The organism is Desulfuromonas acetoxidans DSM 684 (assembly GCF_000167355.1).
GTDB lineage: Bacteria > Desulfobacterota > Desulfuromonadia > Desulfuromonadales > Desulfuromonadaceae > Desulfuromonas > Desulfuromonas acetoxidans.
The window spans coordinates 242,815-258,343 of record NZ_AAEW02000002.1; the positions used below are offsets into that span (position 1 = coordinate 242,815).

Consider the following 15,529-nt stretch of genomic DNA (forward strand, 5'->3'; position numbering starts at 1 on the left):
TGTTTCACCGACACACGCTCCGTCAAAACTGCCAGCCAATGCCAATTGTGATCGTTAATATTTCAGGGTCGTAGTCATCGACAAAAGAGCTCCCGGCGATTATCGCCGATGTCGACTCCTGCTGGTACCAGATTTTCTGAACCTCGGCAAAACCATACAGATGCGACGTGACATTCTGGAAAAGTTTCTGTTTGATTCCGGCCCCTAAGCTGTAGCCGTTAAAATCGACGTGACCGGAATATCGGTCTTGATAGTAAGGACGATCCAGGGTCCACTCGCCGGTCGTGCGAGCATAGCCAAAGCTCAGATATGCAAAAGTTGCTTCACTGAAAACAATGCCCGGCTGCAACTCAATCCCCCAGCTGTTGTCCAATTCAAACGAAAGCGTACTGACCTCTTCGGTATCCCGAAAGCGCTGGGTTGTGCTGCCGGACTCTTGGTCACCGAGGGTGTAATACAGCTTTGCCCCAAGGACATAGCGGTCGAAACGTTGATCGTAGCCGATCGCCACTTTGCCATTGACGCTATCATCATCGATATCAGCCTGAAACCAGTTGGGAAAATCAACATCCGTTTTTGTTTTTGAGCCACTGATACCGGCCTCGACAAAGGGGCCTTGAAAGTCGCTGGCAACTGCGGTCAGCGGCGTTATCGCAAAGAATATCATCAGCACAAACTTGAAAAATCCACGATGCGTCATCGTCATCTCCTGTCGACTACACTGCAATTATCAATCCCCTAGGGCAGTTCACTTCCGTCAAACCAGCTCTGCCAGATCCCTTCAAACGTGCCATCCTGTTTCATGGCATCGAGATTCTGTTGCCATTGCTCAACGGTGGAGGTCGGCGTGGTCAGGCTGAACGCAACATAGCCTTCATCGTAGGTTTCCTCAAATTGCTTGACGATATCTTCAGTCGGGGTTGAGGTCGTATCACACAGCCAATTGATCCCCTCATCGTACATAAACAAGGCATCGACTTCGCCGCTGAGCAACTGATTGAACGCGTCCAGAGGGGAAAAAGAGGTGGCGACGATGTTGTCAAAGCCATTGGCGAGCAGATAATCATGGGTGTACCAGTTACTGGGGGTGGCGACGGAACCCAACGCTTTTGCTTCTTCCAGAGTTGTGATGGTGATACCCGAATCACGCAGCGTGTAAAAACTGCCGCGCAACGTGGCGATGGGACCGACCCACTGAAACAGTCCCTCGCGCTCCGCAGTGCGGGCGGTGGTAAACAGGGCGCTGTTCGGCAGATACTGCACCGTGGCGTAGGCATCAATCCAGCCGGTGATTTTGACATTTGCAGCATAGTCATTACGGGACTGAATGGCGTCAACAATCTCGACGGATGAACCCTGGATATCAGGATCGACAATGGACCCGGAGTAATAATTAAAGGGCGGCGCGACTTCAGTGAACAGCTGCAGAACATCAGGCAGCATGGTTTCATTGGCGTCAGGAAAGTAGCGTTGCAGAATAGCCAGGGTTTCGTTTGTTTTGATCAGGTCATCCAAACTGGCTTGCACGGCCGCCACCACCTCATCACTGACATCTTTAGAAAAGGCGATGTAATAAAATGCCGACTTGTAGCCAAAGCACACATCAAAATCATCGCTGAAGGAAAACTGGCCCTGAACTTTGTAGGCCAACTGCTTGCCGTCACTGGCCAGGGCCTGCACATCACCATCAAGCAATGCGCCAACCGCTTCATCATAGGTGGCGTAATAGACCAGATTGTCAAAGCCAAGATCCTCCAGCGACGTTGTCTCCAGCCATCCTGTCACAACGGCAATGGAGTCCAGCGCTTTGGTGCCGTCCAGACCAAGGGTTGAGCCCAATCCGCTGTCTTTTTTGGCAAACACATAATAACCGGATGAACTGGTCGGTCCGACCCACTTGAAAAGGTCCTGGCGTTCAGCCGAGTAGCCGATTCCCAACAGGGCACGGTTTGAGCCATTGAGGGTGTTGTCATAGGCAACGGTCGAGCTTTGTTCCATCTCTACAACATAGTCAACCCCCGCCTCATCCATAGCCGCCGTTGCCGTATCGACATCAATGCCGACAATCTCACCGTTCTGGGTAAAACTGTTGGGACTCATCTCGACCACGGAAATAGTTATCGGTGTTGATGTGTGGTGCGAGCTGTCACTACAGCCCCATAAAAATGCACTCAGCAACAACAGCAGTGACACAAAAAATTTCATCCTTACAGAAGTCTTCATGAAATTCTCCCTGGTAAAATTGAGGATTGGAATAAGCCTGTGATCAGAAGAAAAAAACCTTCGCACCCTGAATTGACGGCTAACTGCCTGAAAAGTATACGTTGCATCCAACCGTTAGTTAGTTCATTCTGTCAATGATCCACTCTACTACACAGAAGTCGCACAAAAGTCGCACACGCCTTCTTTTTAAAAAAAACGTGCAAAAACTGTCGGGACAACCGCCCCTGAAGCAAGGAAAACAATGGAACAACGGGACTATCTGCAACAGATGACGGTGCTGCTGGCCGAAGACGACAAAATCGTCCGCGACAGCACGGCACAGGCGTTGGAAATATTTGTCCAGCGGGTGATTGCCGTCGAAGATGGCGCTGCAGCGCTGCAGCAGTTTCACAGCGGGGTGGCCGACATTGTGATCCTTGATATCAAGATGCCGGGGAAAAGCGGCCTGGTGGTTGCGCGGGAGATCAGAAGCAGCGATGAGATCACGCCGATCTTCATTATCAGCTCGTTCAACGACAGTGAGCAACTGCATCAAGCCATTCCGCTACTGCTAATTGATTACCTGATCAAGCCGCTGACCTTCGACCAACTCAAGGCGGCGCTGATTAAAAGTGTCGATTATCTGGAAAAACGGGGCGGACTGACCTACCCCCTCGGTGATGACGTCAGCTACAACAAACGCTCCGGCACCCTGATAACCACAGACGGCCAGGAAACGACGCTGCCGATGCGGGAAAAGCAACTGCTTGATCTGCTGATCACCAACCGCAACAAGCTGGTGACCAAGGAACGGCTGGAAGATCTGATCTTCAACATGGAATGCAGCGAGACGTCGCTGAAGAACCTGGTCTATCGGCTGAAGAAAAAAATTCCCGCCAACCGGATCGTTAACGTCAGAGAGATCGGCTACATGTTGGCCGAGCAGGACTAAGCAATGAAATTTTTCCTTCAAGTCCTCCTGGCCCTGCTGTTGCTCAGCAATACCGCCGTCGCGGCCGACCTCCCCGCCGTCGATATCACCCCCACTTTAAACCAACAGGCACTCGACCACAGTACGCTCCACGTCCTGATCGATCCGGACAAAACCGCCACCGTGACGGATCTGCTCGTCAACAAGCACCGTGAATGGCACCCTGCCGAGAGAAATTCGTTCCCCTACACCACCGCTGCCGTGTGGAGCCAAGCCCGCTTGCACAACAGCTCGTCACAACCGGTAAAGCTCCACCTGATCAACGACTTTGTTGCCCATGATGAAGTGAACATTTACCTGATCCGAGGCGGCACCGTCAGTGAGCAGTACCAGTTCGGCGATACGCGGCCAATCCGCGTCACGGAAATCCTCAATCGCTTTGCCAATGTCCACATCACACTGCACGGCAACGAAACCATCGAAGTCCTCACCCGCTACGCCTCGACCACCCCGATCAGCATCAAGATGAAGCTGCTCAGCGAACACAACTATTCACGGCTGGCCATCGAGGATTTGACCATCTGGGGCGTATTTATCGGCGTTACACTGGCGCTGGTGATCTACAACGTTATGATGTTCGTGTCGCTGCGCAATGTGGCCTTTCTTTTCTACGTGCTGCACAGTCTGGCCAACGGCTACAACACTCTGACCAGTTCAGGGCATGTCTATGCGTTTTTGAGCCCACTGCTGCCACTGGCCTGGCTTAATCTCAGCTACAAAATCACGCCGTCGGTAGCGGTGATCCTGATGTCGCTATTCATCATCACCTTCTTCGACCTCAAGCACAAAATAGGCTGGCTGTACAAACTCAACCTCGCCAACATCGGGCTGTTTAGCGCGTTACTCGCGTCATTGTTGTACTTTTATCCAAGCGGCCAACTGCTGCTGCACAACAAGATCTCTTCGCTATTGCTCCCCCTGGCGCTGTTGTTCATGCTGTTTTCCGCCCTGGTAGTCGCCTGGCACAAGCTGTTTGCCGGTCGTTATTTCCTCATCGGTGCCGGAATCTTCTTTTTCACCATGCTCAATTACGTGCTGTGCTTCACCGGACTGGTCGATTTCGGCAGTGGGGTTCTGTATGTTCTGCCGACAGGAATGGCGGCAGAGGCGATCTTCTTTGCCATGGCTCTGGGCCAAAAAATAAAACGGATTGAAGCAGAGCGGGCTGAAAACGCCCTGCTGCTTGATGAGAGCAACAAGTTCAATTCAACCAGCTATCTGCTCGCCGGGATTCTCCACCAGTTCAAGCAGCCGCTGATTTATTTGGGTACAGAGGTTTTAAAGCTGCGCACCCAGCGCTACCAAAGCGGTCAGGACGACGTGCACAGTGAAGAGATTCTCGGTCATATGGAGAGTCAGATTAGCGGCATGAATGATCTGGTGGGCAATTTTTACAGTTTTTATTCGCAACAGCCGCAGCTCGGCGAGTTCGATCTGCAGCATGCCATCGACACCGTGCTGGACATGCTCGCCTCATCGTTGCAGGCAGGAAAGATCAAGGTCATTAAGGACTATCAGGGCCAACAGCTCTGCGCCGATGAAAAGGCCCTCAAGCAAATCCTGCTGATTTTGCTGGAAAATACCGTCAGCGTCTTACAGGAAAAAAGTCCCGACGCCCCCACCCTGTGGCTCACCAGCTCCGGCGAGAAGCAGGTCACCATCGAAGTGCGCGACAACGCCGGCGGCATTGATCCCCAGGCACTTGATAAAATCTTCAACATCCATTACAGCAGAAAACAGGCGCAAGGACTCGGTATCGGCTTGGCACTGGCAAGAAAACTGGCGGAAACACGCCTCAACGGCAGCCTGACCGTCCACAATGAACCGTCGGGCGCGTGTTTCGTGTTAGTGTTTGGATCGACGTACTGAATTGCCTCTGACACGATTCATCTGCGCATCAAACGTTGATGATACCTCGTTCAGAAAAAACCGCCTTGGCAGCGGCGGCAGCATTCAATGCTGCAGGAAACCCGGCATAAACCGACATCTGAATGATGATCTCGACGATTTCCTGAGCAGAGCACCCCACATTCAACGCCGCGCCGATATGAACCTTAAGCTGTGGCTGGGCGTTTCCCATTGCAGCCAGAGCTGCCACGGTTGCAATTTCGCGAGATTTCACATCCAGGCCCTCCCTGCTGTAGACATCCCCAAACGGATACTCAATGGTATACCGTCCTAAATCCGGAGCGATATCCTTTAACGCTTCAATCACTTTTTCGCCGGCATCACCATCAATTTCTTTAAGCTTCTTCCACCCTCGCTCAAATCTGTCATTTCGATCTGCACTCATAGTCAACTCCTCAGCTACCGCCCAATCAGAGAACGCCTGACAGCTCGTCAATGACAAACAACCGAATGAAGCTGCAGACAAAATAAACGAGGAAATAATAAAGTCTCTTCGCTTAATGCCAACAGGCGTTTCATCGTTCTCCATAGGACTCTCCTCTGTTTATGGCAACATCCATATTTGAGAGGCTAGACCTTAGAGTTAACTCTCAGTCAAGAGATATTTTGCCCTCCAATGCCGATTGATAGAGCGCAATTTTCTTATTGAGCAACTCAAAGTTCCGTTTCTGCTCGGAGATTCGCACCTGAAGGTCTTGTGAATGATCTTCAAGCATTGCTTTACGCGCGGCCAGAGTTTCATTCCCCAGTTCGCGCAGCCGGGCATATTCCAGAATCTTCTCCAGTGACATGCCCGTTTCCTTCAACCGCTGCACAAACTCTACCCATTTCACATCCTTCTCAGAAAATTTCCGGTGGCCATTCGCCCGTCTATGGACATGCTTAAGCAGCCCAATTTTTTCATAGTAGCGAACCGTGTGGGCAGTCAAACCAACCCGCTGTGCAAACTTGGATACATTCATACGCATTGCCGTTCTCGCAAAATATAAAACATCCGACCAGAAGAAACGATACGACCTGCAAAGATCGAGAAACTCGAAGGGCACCGAACATCGCTCTTATTTTTCAGACGTACCTTCCATCCTGTTGCTTGTGTTGGCAGGCGAATCGCCGTGCTGGTGAATTGTTTTTCTTACATACGGATAACACAATTCAATGATTGATATTTTTGCTTGGCGTTCTTAAGAGGATTGTTTCACCGCCCCTTTGACTTTTGGGGCCTGCAACAATGTCCAGATTCAATTCCTTGATTTTCATCACCCACCCTGAAAACTCTTGATCTGACACGCAAAAGGCGAGATGGGCCATGGTAAAAACAGACCCGTCATAATCCTTATTTTCAATAACGCCAATAACAGGGCCTTCTTCCAACCCAACATACGCCTGCCGCAAGTCCTCCCATTTTTGCAGCAATGACAAGCCGGGAAACTCTGTTAAAAACCGTATCTCCTCTTCAAGGTTAACCGCGTTGATCGCAACATGATCCAGCTTCATGAGCTTCACCTTCTCTGTCTGATCCGCAATCTCTTTAGCCACTGTCCGCACAGCATCACAAGCAGGAGCCTGTTTCGCACCGGAGTTTAATTCTTTCAACGGTCAAAGCAGCTCATTGCTGGCCATGCCGTTAATGATCTCATCGGTCGATTCAATCTTTGCATAAGGAACAGCGAGCGCCGCCATAAACGCAGCATGCACCTCGGCGGCCCTGATTGTTTGGCCCTTAAAGACAAGATCCCGTGTTGCACAGGCATCCTCCGCCACCACACAGTTAAAACCTAGATCAAACGCCGCGCGGGTGGTGGCATCAATGCACATGTGACTCATGGCCCCGCAAATGGTGAGATTGGTGATGTTACCCTGTTGTAAAATGTCCAGCAAGGCGGTGTCGCGAAAGCTGTTGGGAAAGTTTTTCACCACCACGCGTTCCCCCTCTTGCGGTGCCACCAAAGCATGAATTTCAGCGCCATGGGTTTCCGGCAGAAAAAAGGTCGCACCCGGTCGCGCAGCAATATGCTGAATATGAACAACGGGCAGATTGCTTTCTCTGAACTTGGCCAACAACCGCTGTGCATTAGCCACGGCCTTATCGGTATCAACCAGTTCCATCGTGCCGCCAGCAAAATAATCGTTTTGCAGATCCACCAGAATCAGACAATCGCTCATGTTTCCCCCGTTTGTTAGACTCAAACTTCAGATATTTTTCGACACCACAAAATTGGTAAAGTGCTCACCTCGCAGTAACACGGACTGTTCAGCTTCAACTGAGAAGCCATGTTTCTCAAAAAAGCTTTTTGCAGTGATACTGGCTTCGGCAAATAAACGGGAGAGGCCTCTTTTCGCCGCCTCGTGTTCAATGGCCTGCAACAAAGCCGTTCCGACACCATTTCCCTGCCAATCATGGGCGCAGTAAAAACAGTCGATGTGACCGTTTTCCTCCAGCTCGGCAAAACCGATTAATGCACTGTTTTCTTCTGCTACAAAAGGGTTGGTTTGGCTCAGGCGCTCTTTCCATGTGGCGAGATCAATTTGCGAAGGAGCCCAGGCGTCGAGTTGTGCCGGTGAGTAATCTTTGCCGTTCACCTGATGGACGGTTTCATAGAGTAAAGACCAGAGCGCCTGTTCTTCGCCCAAGTTATAGCGGCGTATTTTCATTTTTTAGTCCAATCAACGCTCTCAGGCCGCCAGAGAACACCAAGAGCATGCCCGAGTTTTTCGTGTCCAACAACTTTCCATGCTGACGATGAATGGCTCCAGGCTGGCTAAACAGGGGAGTGTTTCTCTTTTACTCTCGTAGACTCAACAAGACGTCAACCGTAGATTTGCCCCCTTTTATTGCCCAATATTATATATTTTCATCATAAAACACTGCATCTAGCATGGCTGCCCGACCTTTCCACAACCTTAATTGTATGGTATCTTCAGGAGCCTCTTGATTCCACCAAACGGAATCTATTAATCTTTCTATAATTTCATCCCAATACTTCTCAAAAGTAATATTTTTCGAAATTCCGAATTCCTTACAAAGATTTTCTTTATTTTTGTTATCTAAACATAAGAAATAATCAGGTCTTTTCATTGCTAATAAGCGACTAGCTATTGCTACCCCTGCACCACCATCTTGAAAAGCAGATTCAAACATACGTACAAAAGTAAAGTATTCGTTTCGGTTACACGAACCAACTTTGGGTATGCAATCTAATGCTCGGGATATAAATTCATTATTAGTATTGATTTTATTTTGAAATTTCCCCGCACCTTTCATACTTCCAAACCATGCCCACGTGTAACCATTGGGTTGTTCTTCAAAGTGTAGGCCAGCAATTTTTCTCCGATCTTCCTTAACCATTTCACTAAAACTGGAATGATTATCGAATAATGACCTGGCTTCGTTCAGTAAAAGCAGTCGATTGTTGAATGAGTGAAAGGGGTCGATTTGAACAAGTTCGAAGTATTCAGCCCAACTTAAAGAGAATATTCTAGACTGATACATAGAAATTCTTGAACGTGAAGTTCCATATTGACCTTTAAGCTTTTTTATCGTTTTCTGTTTGCTCTTCCATACACTTCGATAATTCTCTATTTCTTCTTCATTTATTGATGAGGCATCATTCCAATATTTCGCAAACTGCTCTATTATTTGATTAAAAAACTCTCTAGCTTCTGTATCTGATGAATTTACATGAAGCATTGCTTCACTATTTATAGAGAATGCCCCTCTTGTAAAATTTGCACTCCCAATCAGGCACTCCCAGTTACTTTCAGAGTTTACAAATAAATATATTTTTGGATGAAAAACACCACCAGTCTTTTTTACAAACCTCGCATTTTCATTTACATAGAACTTTTGAATAAAATCTGGATGAGTTTGGTAAAAGTGAGTACCTACTATTAACTTTGATATCTTATCACTGTTTCTCGATAAAGTTTCAAAAGCATCAGTACCGACAGATGCCCAAGCAGATGCGATGTAATAATTCTCATACTGATTCATCAAGGAAACCAAAGCTCTTTCAATCTTTCGAGAATTAATAAGCAACTTCATATGCTCTTCCTATGTATAACGTTGCTTTCAGCGGAGCAGGCGCGTTAGCGACTGAGTCCGTTGAAAGGCCTTGTTAAATTGCATTTAGCCCCCAATTGCAGAGAGCAAAAATGAACCTATTGATGCAATGCTCCCTGCATGAGGTAGCGCCGACACTAAGGACTTAATTACGGCTTTACTCGGGGAACCTGACTCAAATTGTCCCTGTATAGCATCAACTACTTCAAGAGCATCTTTTCTCTCTTCACTGGCGTTGACTAGTTTCTCGATCTCTTCTCTAAGCAAAACTAGATGATCTGCCACATCCTGATTTACGTTGACGATATTCGTAGAATTATCTGTTGAGTGATTATTTACTCGGGCATTTGGACCGCTTATGTTGTAAGTGATTGACTGTATCGCTTTTTCTGCTTCAGGTATTCCAAGCTTTTGTACCTTCATCTGATAATGAGCGGGAATGCTATGCACCCCTTCGTGGAAACCTGGGTCTATAACCTTGAATGTTTCGGTGCCACCATTGCTCATAATTCTTTGAATAAGATCATTTGGCTCGATTAGCACGTCAGACTGCATTAGGTATATGCCTTTGCTTTGGACGCTAGCTTTCAAACCTTCGACTTCCTGACCATCTGCTTTTATGACTTTTATGTTGTCCGTCATCATTTGTCGAAATGGCACGACATTCTCCTATTGAAATTTAACGCTAGCTATCAGCCGACTCTGCGAAGCGCAGCGGAGCAGGGGTCGGCTGGATAGCCTTGTTAGGGCTATTAACTTTTAAGGTCCCCTGAACCCGATCTAACTCCATTCTTACAATTTCGAGTTTTTCTGGAATGATTCTACGAAGGATGGATTCTTGCTCTTTGCTTACTAACGGTCCTAGCAAAAGCCGCTCAACTGCAACTGGCAATTGAAAGAATTTCTCCTCGGTGACTAATCGATATTCTTGCTCATATGACCACTCTTCACCTTTTCCATTGAAGAGATGCCGCATGTCTTCCTTTGTTTGCACTTTATCGGTGAATACTGATAAAAATGGCGTATACGCAACCTGAATTAGGTCTTCGTGATCTTCCGGTACTTCGACTTCTATAACGACCCCTTTGTGGCCGTCTGCGTAATGAGACCACATAAGGAAGTTTGTTGGATCAGCAGAAAGGGATGACACACGATAGGTGTTTTTGGCTGACTCGATACGTGAAGTCATTATCGACTCTAGCTTGGCACTCTTCTCACCAAGATAAATCTCGTACCTTCCTTCGAGAGGATCATTCAACTCAGACCAGTGAGCGCAGTAGAGCCTTTGATTTACAATTACATCGAGCGTATGCCAAAGATTTGCCAGTGATTTGTACTTGTAAAGCTTCATTTTCCCGGCCCTAACAGTGTTGACAGGTGGAAAATTCTCCATCTATCACACCTATAGGATGGATGGTTTTCTACTTATTGAGATATTTAGGCAAAAACATGGAAACCAATTTTCCTTGTTTTGCGTTTTGAATATTTTCCACCTATCGCCCTATCTCTCGGCAAACATGGAAAAATGGTGCGCCCCGGCCAAAACTTCTTTATTCGTGGCAAGTGCAGCGGCCACGCCGAACACACACACCAGAGACTTAAACCATAATTAATGATCAATCTTTATCCGAAGCGACTGGCAAAGTAAAGAATTCTCTGCGTGAAACCCCTTTGCACTGCGTGCGCTCAACAGCAGCAGATGAATTGTTTGAGGCTGGTTTTGTGCTTTCCATGAAGAATGGTGAAATGTGGTACGCGGACTACAGGCAGGGTTTCAGGGCGTGTTGCCACGAAAGGGATCAAACAGGTATTCAAGGCCATTGATCTTGATCTCGTACACTTCAGCCAGTTGTCGTCCCAGCCGTCCGGCGGGGAAGCCTTCACCGGCCATCCACACCACATAGGGTTCGGGCAGGTCAACCAGGCGGACTCCGGCATATTTGCCGTAGGGCATACGGGCTTCGTAGAGATCAATCAATGCTTGCGGGGAAGGTTTCATGCCCGATGTGATAGCTGATTTTTGTTACCTTGGCAAGCGGCAGTTTTCAGCAAAAAAAATTCCCCCATCCGATTTGGATAGGGGAACATTGCATTGAAGGTTCTCTGTGGAGTGCAAACTCAAACCTGATGGTTGAATTTGCAGGGTACTACTTGCTTGTTGAAATCTTTAGAGCAAGGTCAAGGTCGCCGGGATTCGCCCCGGCAGGCGACATCCTTTTGACTTGCCGCTCAAAAGGATGCAAAAACCGGCTGAACTTCTCCTGAACCTGAATCAACCTACACTAAAACTGTTTCCGTTATGCGTTTCAGATTCGGCTTACCTCCCTTTAGCTCGGCAAATCGTGCAACTCATCATCTTTGACGTAAAACGTTGATAACACACTCTTGTCTCTCTCTATCTCTGGTGTGGTACCGATTAAACGGGCGGGACGGTGCCCGCCCTTCAGTTGTGAGTTATTTAGCACCAAGCCCTTCCGTTCAGCAGCACCGAACGTAGTGAATGTCAACGCGATGATCGTCGGCAACCTGTTTGAGCGTCAGCGAGTTTTGCCGACATCGCGGTGTAAGTGAACGAAGAGAGGGAACCCGATAGGGTGCAATGACGGAAGTCGTTTTTCGGTTCCTTTTGACGACGCAAAAGGAACCCGACGTGTGGGCGCGGAAGCCCACGTCACGTGCGTACCAAGCCACGCACACGGATGAATTCCACAAAGGATCCATCCGTCCCTCAGTATCCTTACTCAGCCAACGGCGTAAAACGAATCGCAAAACTCTGCGGAGTCGGCCACTGACTGTTATCCCCAAGCTCAATGTAGTAAGTCAGCCCCAGGTTAGCCAGATCATCGATCACATCAAAGAGGTACACATCCGGTTGTGCAACCCAGTCAGCCAATACACCGGCAGGGACTTCACTGGCGACACCAACCGGAGCACCGGCTTCGCCATCAACCACTCCGGCATAGTCACGATAGGTGACCCATCGACCGTCACAACTGCCACTGACATAGTCATAAGTGCCTTCACAATTGGCCATCAGCACGTTGTCGGTGGTGACATCGCCGTCGTCATCCCAGAAGATTCCGGTAGGCAGCGCTTCTTCGTTGAGCCATGGGCCGAACAGATCGGAGTAAACCGTGCTGATGCCGTCACTGGCGATGACATCTTCACTGACCTGCATCTCAAATGAGGCGCGTTGGGCAGGATTGAAATAACCCGGCTCTGGGTGGTTTTTATCCGGTGCGCCAAACAAGCCCTGAGAAAACTGAGCCGAGAGATCGCGGTCGCGCACGCTGGAGGCAGCTGTGGTGGTCTGGTAGACAACGCCTTTGCTGGTGCAGAAAGCCAGACCGTCATCGCTGGTGGAGACAACAAACTGACCATTGCCATCGACAAAGCCTAGCTCGATGGTGTAGCCCTGCCAACGCGTTGGTGAGTAGTTGCTGTATTTTTGCAACACGCGATAGATGTTGGTGTCGGCGTCAGCAACATCAAACATCAGCACCAGTGGTTCATTGTCGGTGCTGAACAGCTTGAAGCGTTTGCTCGACTGAAACGGGTCGCTGCATTGCTTGATGGTCTGGTCGTAGGGATTCACCCCGGCGCACATGATGCAATTGCTGCCATCGACATCATCGTCATTGACGATACTCAGGCCGGGTGCGACGGTATCGTCCTCTTTCCAACTGATGCCGCCATAGGTCTGCATGGTGGCACCGCCATTGTAGATATCGCTGTGGTAGGTTTCAAATGCGCTATAAGGTGCGGAATCAACCACGACATCGGTCATATTCCACTGGGTGATGGTGGCCGCCTCGGCCACAGGGGACAACAACAGGCCGGCCATAATCAGGCCGGCGCTCAACAACAAACGGTTCATAACATGCCTCTCTTCGTCAAGAAAGTTACGTCGCAACGCGACGATTAAAAATTAACGGCTCCGGTCAGCAGGGAGCCACAAGGAAGATTGGCGTAGCATCATTTATGCCGACCACTATCCGCATAAACCTTTTATTAATTAATTCAACGACTTTACATTTCTGATACAAAAAAACACCCCGGTTGCGACAGGGGCATAAGCCCTTGTTCCGCAACCGGGGTGCGAATTTTGCCCCGCCTTTTTTCAAAAATTCAGGCCAGCGGCAAACTGATCACCACTTCCAAACCACCGCCAGCGGCATTATGCGCAGTAATGGTGCCGCCATGGCGGCGAATGGCCCGATCGGCAATGGCCAGACCGATGCCTGTTCCACCTGAACGACGCTCACGCGCATCATCTACCCGGTAAAAAGGCTGAAAGATTTTTTCCACCGACGCCTCAGGCACACCAGGACCATGGTCACGAACGATAAGGGACACCCGCTGGTTTTCCGCCGGAGTGACTGCCACCTGCACCACCGTGTCTTCAGCGGTATAGCGCACGGCATTGCGCAAAATATTTTCAATGGCACCGGCGAGCAGTTGTTCCGAGCCTTTGACCACCACTGCGTCAAAGGCGTCAACCTCGACCCGCACCTGACGACTGTGGGCCTCAAAATTGGCGTCGGCCACCAGCTCTGAAATCAGGCTGGCCAGGTCAATCGATTCATCAAGCGACAGCACTGCGGTCTCCAGTTGATTAAGGCTCAACAACTGACCGATCATCTCGTTCAACCGCTCCGCTTCACGTTCTATGCGGTTCAAGGCGGGCTCGGCTTCGTGACCGGAACGCTGTCGGGCCAATTCGAGGGCAACATTGAGCCGCGCCAGTGGCGAACGCAGTTCGTGGGAGATATCACGCTGCAACCGTTGCTGAGATTCAACCTGCTGCTCAATGCGTGCGGCCATGGCGTCAAAATCATTGGCCAGCTCCTTGATCTCACTACGCCCGGAAATGGCATCGCCCACCCGCACCGAAAGATTACCGGTGGCAAACTGCTGGGCAGCATTACGCAGAGTCTGAATCGGCGAGGTCAGCGAGCGCGCCAGCCACCAGCACACCAGCCCGCCCACCAGTAAAAACACGCCGAGAAACAGCAGGGGAACAGGACGGAAATAGCCACGTCTGGGAGGCGGTGTCGGCAGGCGCAACTTAACGAGAAACACGGCGGGACGCTGAAGATGGTCGACAAAAGGCTGGGCAAAATAGACATTTCTGCCACGATGGGTGATGATCAATTTTTTTTCGGCAAAAACCTGACGGGCCAGGGGGGCAAGGTCTTGCTTCATGCGTCGGGGTAACAGGGGGTGGCCATCTTCGTCAAAAATAAACAACTGAGTGCTGCGATCGCGATGACTCTGGACGTAGCGTCTCCAGCCTTCGACACCACCTTGCTGCAAGGCGACACGCGCATCCTGCGCATAGGAGGCAACCGCGCGGTCAGCAAAATTGTGGTCAGGAAACGCCCGTTCCGGGGGATGGTTGACATAAGCAAGCACGGCCATGATCGCCCCGGCTAATGTCACGGTCAGCCAGAAGCTGAGGAAGATACGCATGTACAAACGATCCATGGGGGAACCTTTTAATCGCAGCCGGTGGCGACATATTGATATCCGACACCGCGAATCGTCTTGATCCGCTCGCGACCGGACGGAGTCTGACCGAGTTTTTTGCGCACACTGCTGATATGAACATCGATACTGCGATCATAAGGCGACAGATGACGACCAAGTACTTGGCTGACCATATCCTCGCGACTGACCACCTGGCCGGCATGACTCAACAGCATGTGCAACAAAGAAAACTCGACAGAGGTTAACACGATCTCGGTGTCATGGCAGCGCACCTGTCGTCCCCCCGGATCGAGCGACAGATCACCGACCCGCAACGGGGCGTCCATCTGATTGCGATTGTCGGTACGACGCTGTATAGCGCGAATTCGCGCCACCAGCTCCCTCGGGTTAAAAGGTTTGGGCAGGTAATCATCCGCCCCCAGTTCCAACCCGACAATCCGATCAATATCTTCCCCCCGAGCGGTGAGCATCACCACCGGCACTTCGCTACTTTGACGCACCTGCCGCAGCACATCAAAGCCGTTCATTCCCGGTAGCATGACATCAAGAATCACCAGGTCGTAATGCTCCACAGCCTGGCGGGCACCATCGCTGCCATTATGGACACAACTCACCTGCAACCCTTCGGTCGTCAGGTAATCTGTGAGCAATTCACACAGCTCATTATCGTCATCGATGATCAGAATTTTTTCCATGCCCGTTCCTGTCGTACGAAAGTTGTTTAATCAGTGTAAAACACGCCGTTTCAAGACGACGTAAAGAAATGTAAAATAACCAATAACAAAATTTTACAGCAATCCTTGGCAACATGTGGCTCTTTAATACTCTCTGAACATGAAAAATGATATGCTGGCCCGGTTTAACTTCTACTTTGAGGA

General features: G+C 49.6%; 16 protein-coding genes. 2 read left to right on the top strand and 14 right to left on the bottom strand.

Annotated elements, in window-relative coordinates; translation table 11 throughout:
• Nucleotides 1–22: 22 nt before the first annotated feature.
• The gene (locus DACE_RS02430) at nucleotides 23–700 is read right to left on the bottom strand and encodes an outer membrane protein (RefSeq protein ID WP_005998040.1); all 678 of its coding nucleotides are present in this window, start codon (nucleotides 698–700) and stop codon (nucleotides 23–25) included.
• 38 nt (nucleotides 701–738) lie between these two features.
• Nucleotides 739–2,223: a substrate-binding periplasmic protein gene (locus DACE_RS02435; RefSeq protein WP_005998041.1), complete on the bottom strand. Its 1,485-nt coding sequence runs from the start codon at nucleotides 2,221–2,223 to the stop codon at nucleotides 739–741.
• Between the two features lie 241 nt (nucleotides 2,224–2,464).
• On the opposite strand from DACE_RS02435, the gene DACE_RS02440 reads away from it, so the two are divergent.
• Entirely contained in the window at nucleotides 2,465–3,154 is a 690-nt protein-coding gene (locus tag DACE_RS02440; RefSeq protein WP_005998042.1) for a response regulator transcription factor, read from the top strand.
• Nucleotides 3,155–3,157: 3 nt separating this feature from the next.
• A complete protein-coding gene (locus tag DACE_RS02445) occupies nucleotides 3,158–5,062 on the top strand; it encodes a sensor histidine kinase (protein WP_005998043.1) in 1,905 nt (634 codons plus the stop codon).
• Nucleotides 5,063–5,090: 28 nt separating this feature from the next.
• Here DACE_RS02445 and DACE_RS02450 read toward each other — a convergent pair whose 3' ends face one another.
• The 12 genes from DACE_RS02450 to DACE_RS02505 form a co-directional block, all read right to left on the bottom strand.
• Entirely contained in the window at nucleotides 5,091–5,486 is a 396-nt protein-coding gene (locus DACE_RS02450; protein WP_040365913.1) for a carboxymuconolactone decarboxylase family protein, read from the bottom strand.
• 205 nt (nucleotides 5,487–5,691) lie between these two features.
• A complete protein-coding gene (locus DACE_RS18770; protein ID WP_005998045.1) occupies nucleotides 5,692–6,063 on the bottom strand; it encodes a MerR family transcriptional regulator in 372 nt (123 codons plus the stop codon).
• 190 nt (nucleotides 6,064–6,253) lie between these two features.
• Nucleotides 6,254–6,694: a VOC family protein gene (locus DACE_RS02460; protein ID WP_040365915.1), complete on the bottom strand. Its 441-nt coding sequence runs from the start codon at nucleotides 6,692–6,694 to the stop codon at nucleotides 6,254–6,256.
• A 3-nt stretch (nucleotides 6,695–6,697) separates the two neighbouring features.
• Nucleotides 6,698–7,264 (bottom strand): cysteine hydrolase family protein, encoded by a 567-nt coding sequence (locus DACE_RS02465; RefSeq protein WP_005998049.1) that lies wholly within the window; start codon nucleotides 7,262–7,264, stop codon nucleotides 6,698–6,700.
• 27 nt (nucleotides 7,265–7,291) lie between these two features.
• Nucleotides 7,292–7,753, bottom strand: a complete 462-nt coding sequence (locus DACE_RS02470; protein WP_005998051.1) for a GNAT family N-acetyltransferase — start codon at nucleotides 7,751–7,753, stop codon at nucleotides 7,292–7,294.
• Between the two features lie 190 nt (nucleotides 7,754–7,943).
• Nucleotides 7,944–9,143, bottom strand: coding sequence for a phospholipase D family protein (locus DACE_RS02475; protein WP_005998052.1), 1,200 nt, complete (start codon nucleotides 9,141–9,143; stop codon nucleotides 7,944–7,946).
• A gap of 84 nt (nucleotides 9,144–9,227) precedes the next feature.
• On the bottom strand, nucleotides 9,228–9,821 hold the full coding sequence (locus tag DACE_RS02480) for a hypothetical protein (protein WP_040365917.1): 594 nt from the start codon (nucleotides 9,819–9,821) through the stop codon (nucleotides 9,228–9,230).
• A gap of 25 nt (nucleotides 9,822–9,846) precedes the next feature.
• Entirely contained in the window at nucleotides 9,847–10,554 is a 708-nt protein-coding gene (locus tag DACE_RS02485; RefSeq protein WP_005998054.1) for a DUF2971 domain-containing protein, read from the bottom strand.
• 381 nt (nucleotides 10,555–10,935) lie between these two features.
• Nucleotides 10,936–11,160 (bottom strand): DUF3820 family protein, encoded by a 225-nt coding sequence (locus DACE_RS02490; RefSeq protein WP_005998056.1) that lies wholly within the window; start codon nucleotides 11,158–11,160, stop codon nucleotides 10,936–10,938.
• Between the two features lie 738 nt (nucleotides 11,161–11,898).
• On the bottom strand, nucleotides 11,899–13,038 hold the full coding sequence (locus tag DACE_RS02495) for a choice-of-anchor F family protein (RefSeq protein WP_005998058.1): 1,140 nt from the start codon (nucleotides 13,036–13,038) through the stop codon (nucleotides 11,899–11,901).
• A gap of 251 nt (nucleotides 13,039–13,289) precedes the next feature.
• Nucleotides 13,290–14,648, bottom strand: a complete 1,359-nt coding sequence (locus tag DACE_RS02500) for an ATP-binding protein (RefSeq protein WP_005998059.1) — start codon at nucleotides 14,646–14,648, stop codon at nucleotides 13,290–13,292.
• A gap of 11 nt (nucleotides 14,649–14,659) precedes the next feature.
• On the bottom strand, nucleotides 14,660–15,346 hold the full coding sequence (locus DACE_RS02505; RefSeq protein ID WP_005998062.1) for a response regulator transcription factor: 687 nt from the start codon (nucleotides 15,344–15,346) through the stop codon (nucleotides 14,660–14,662).
• Between the last annotated feature and the right edge of the window lie 183 nt (nucleotides 15,347–15,529).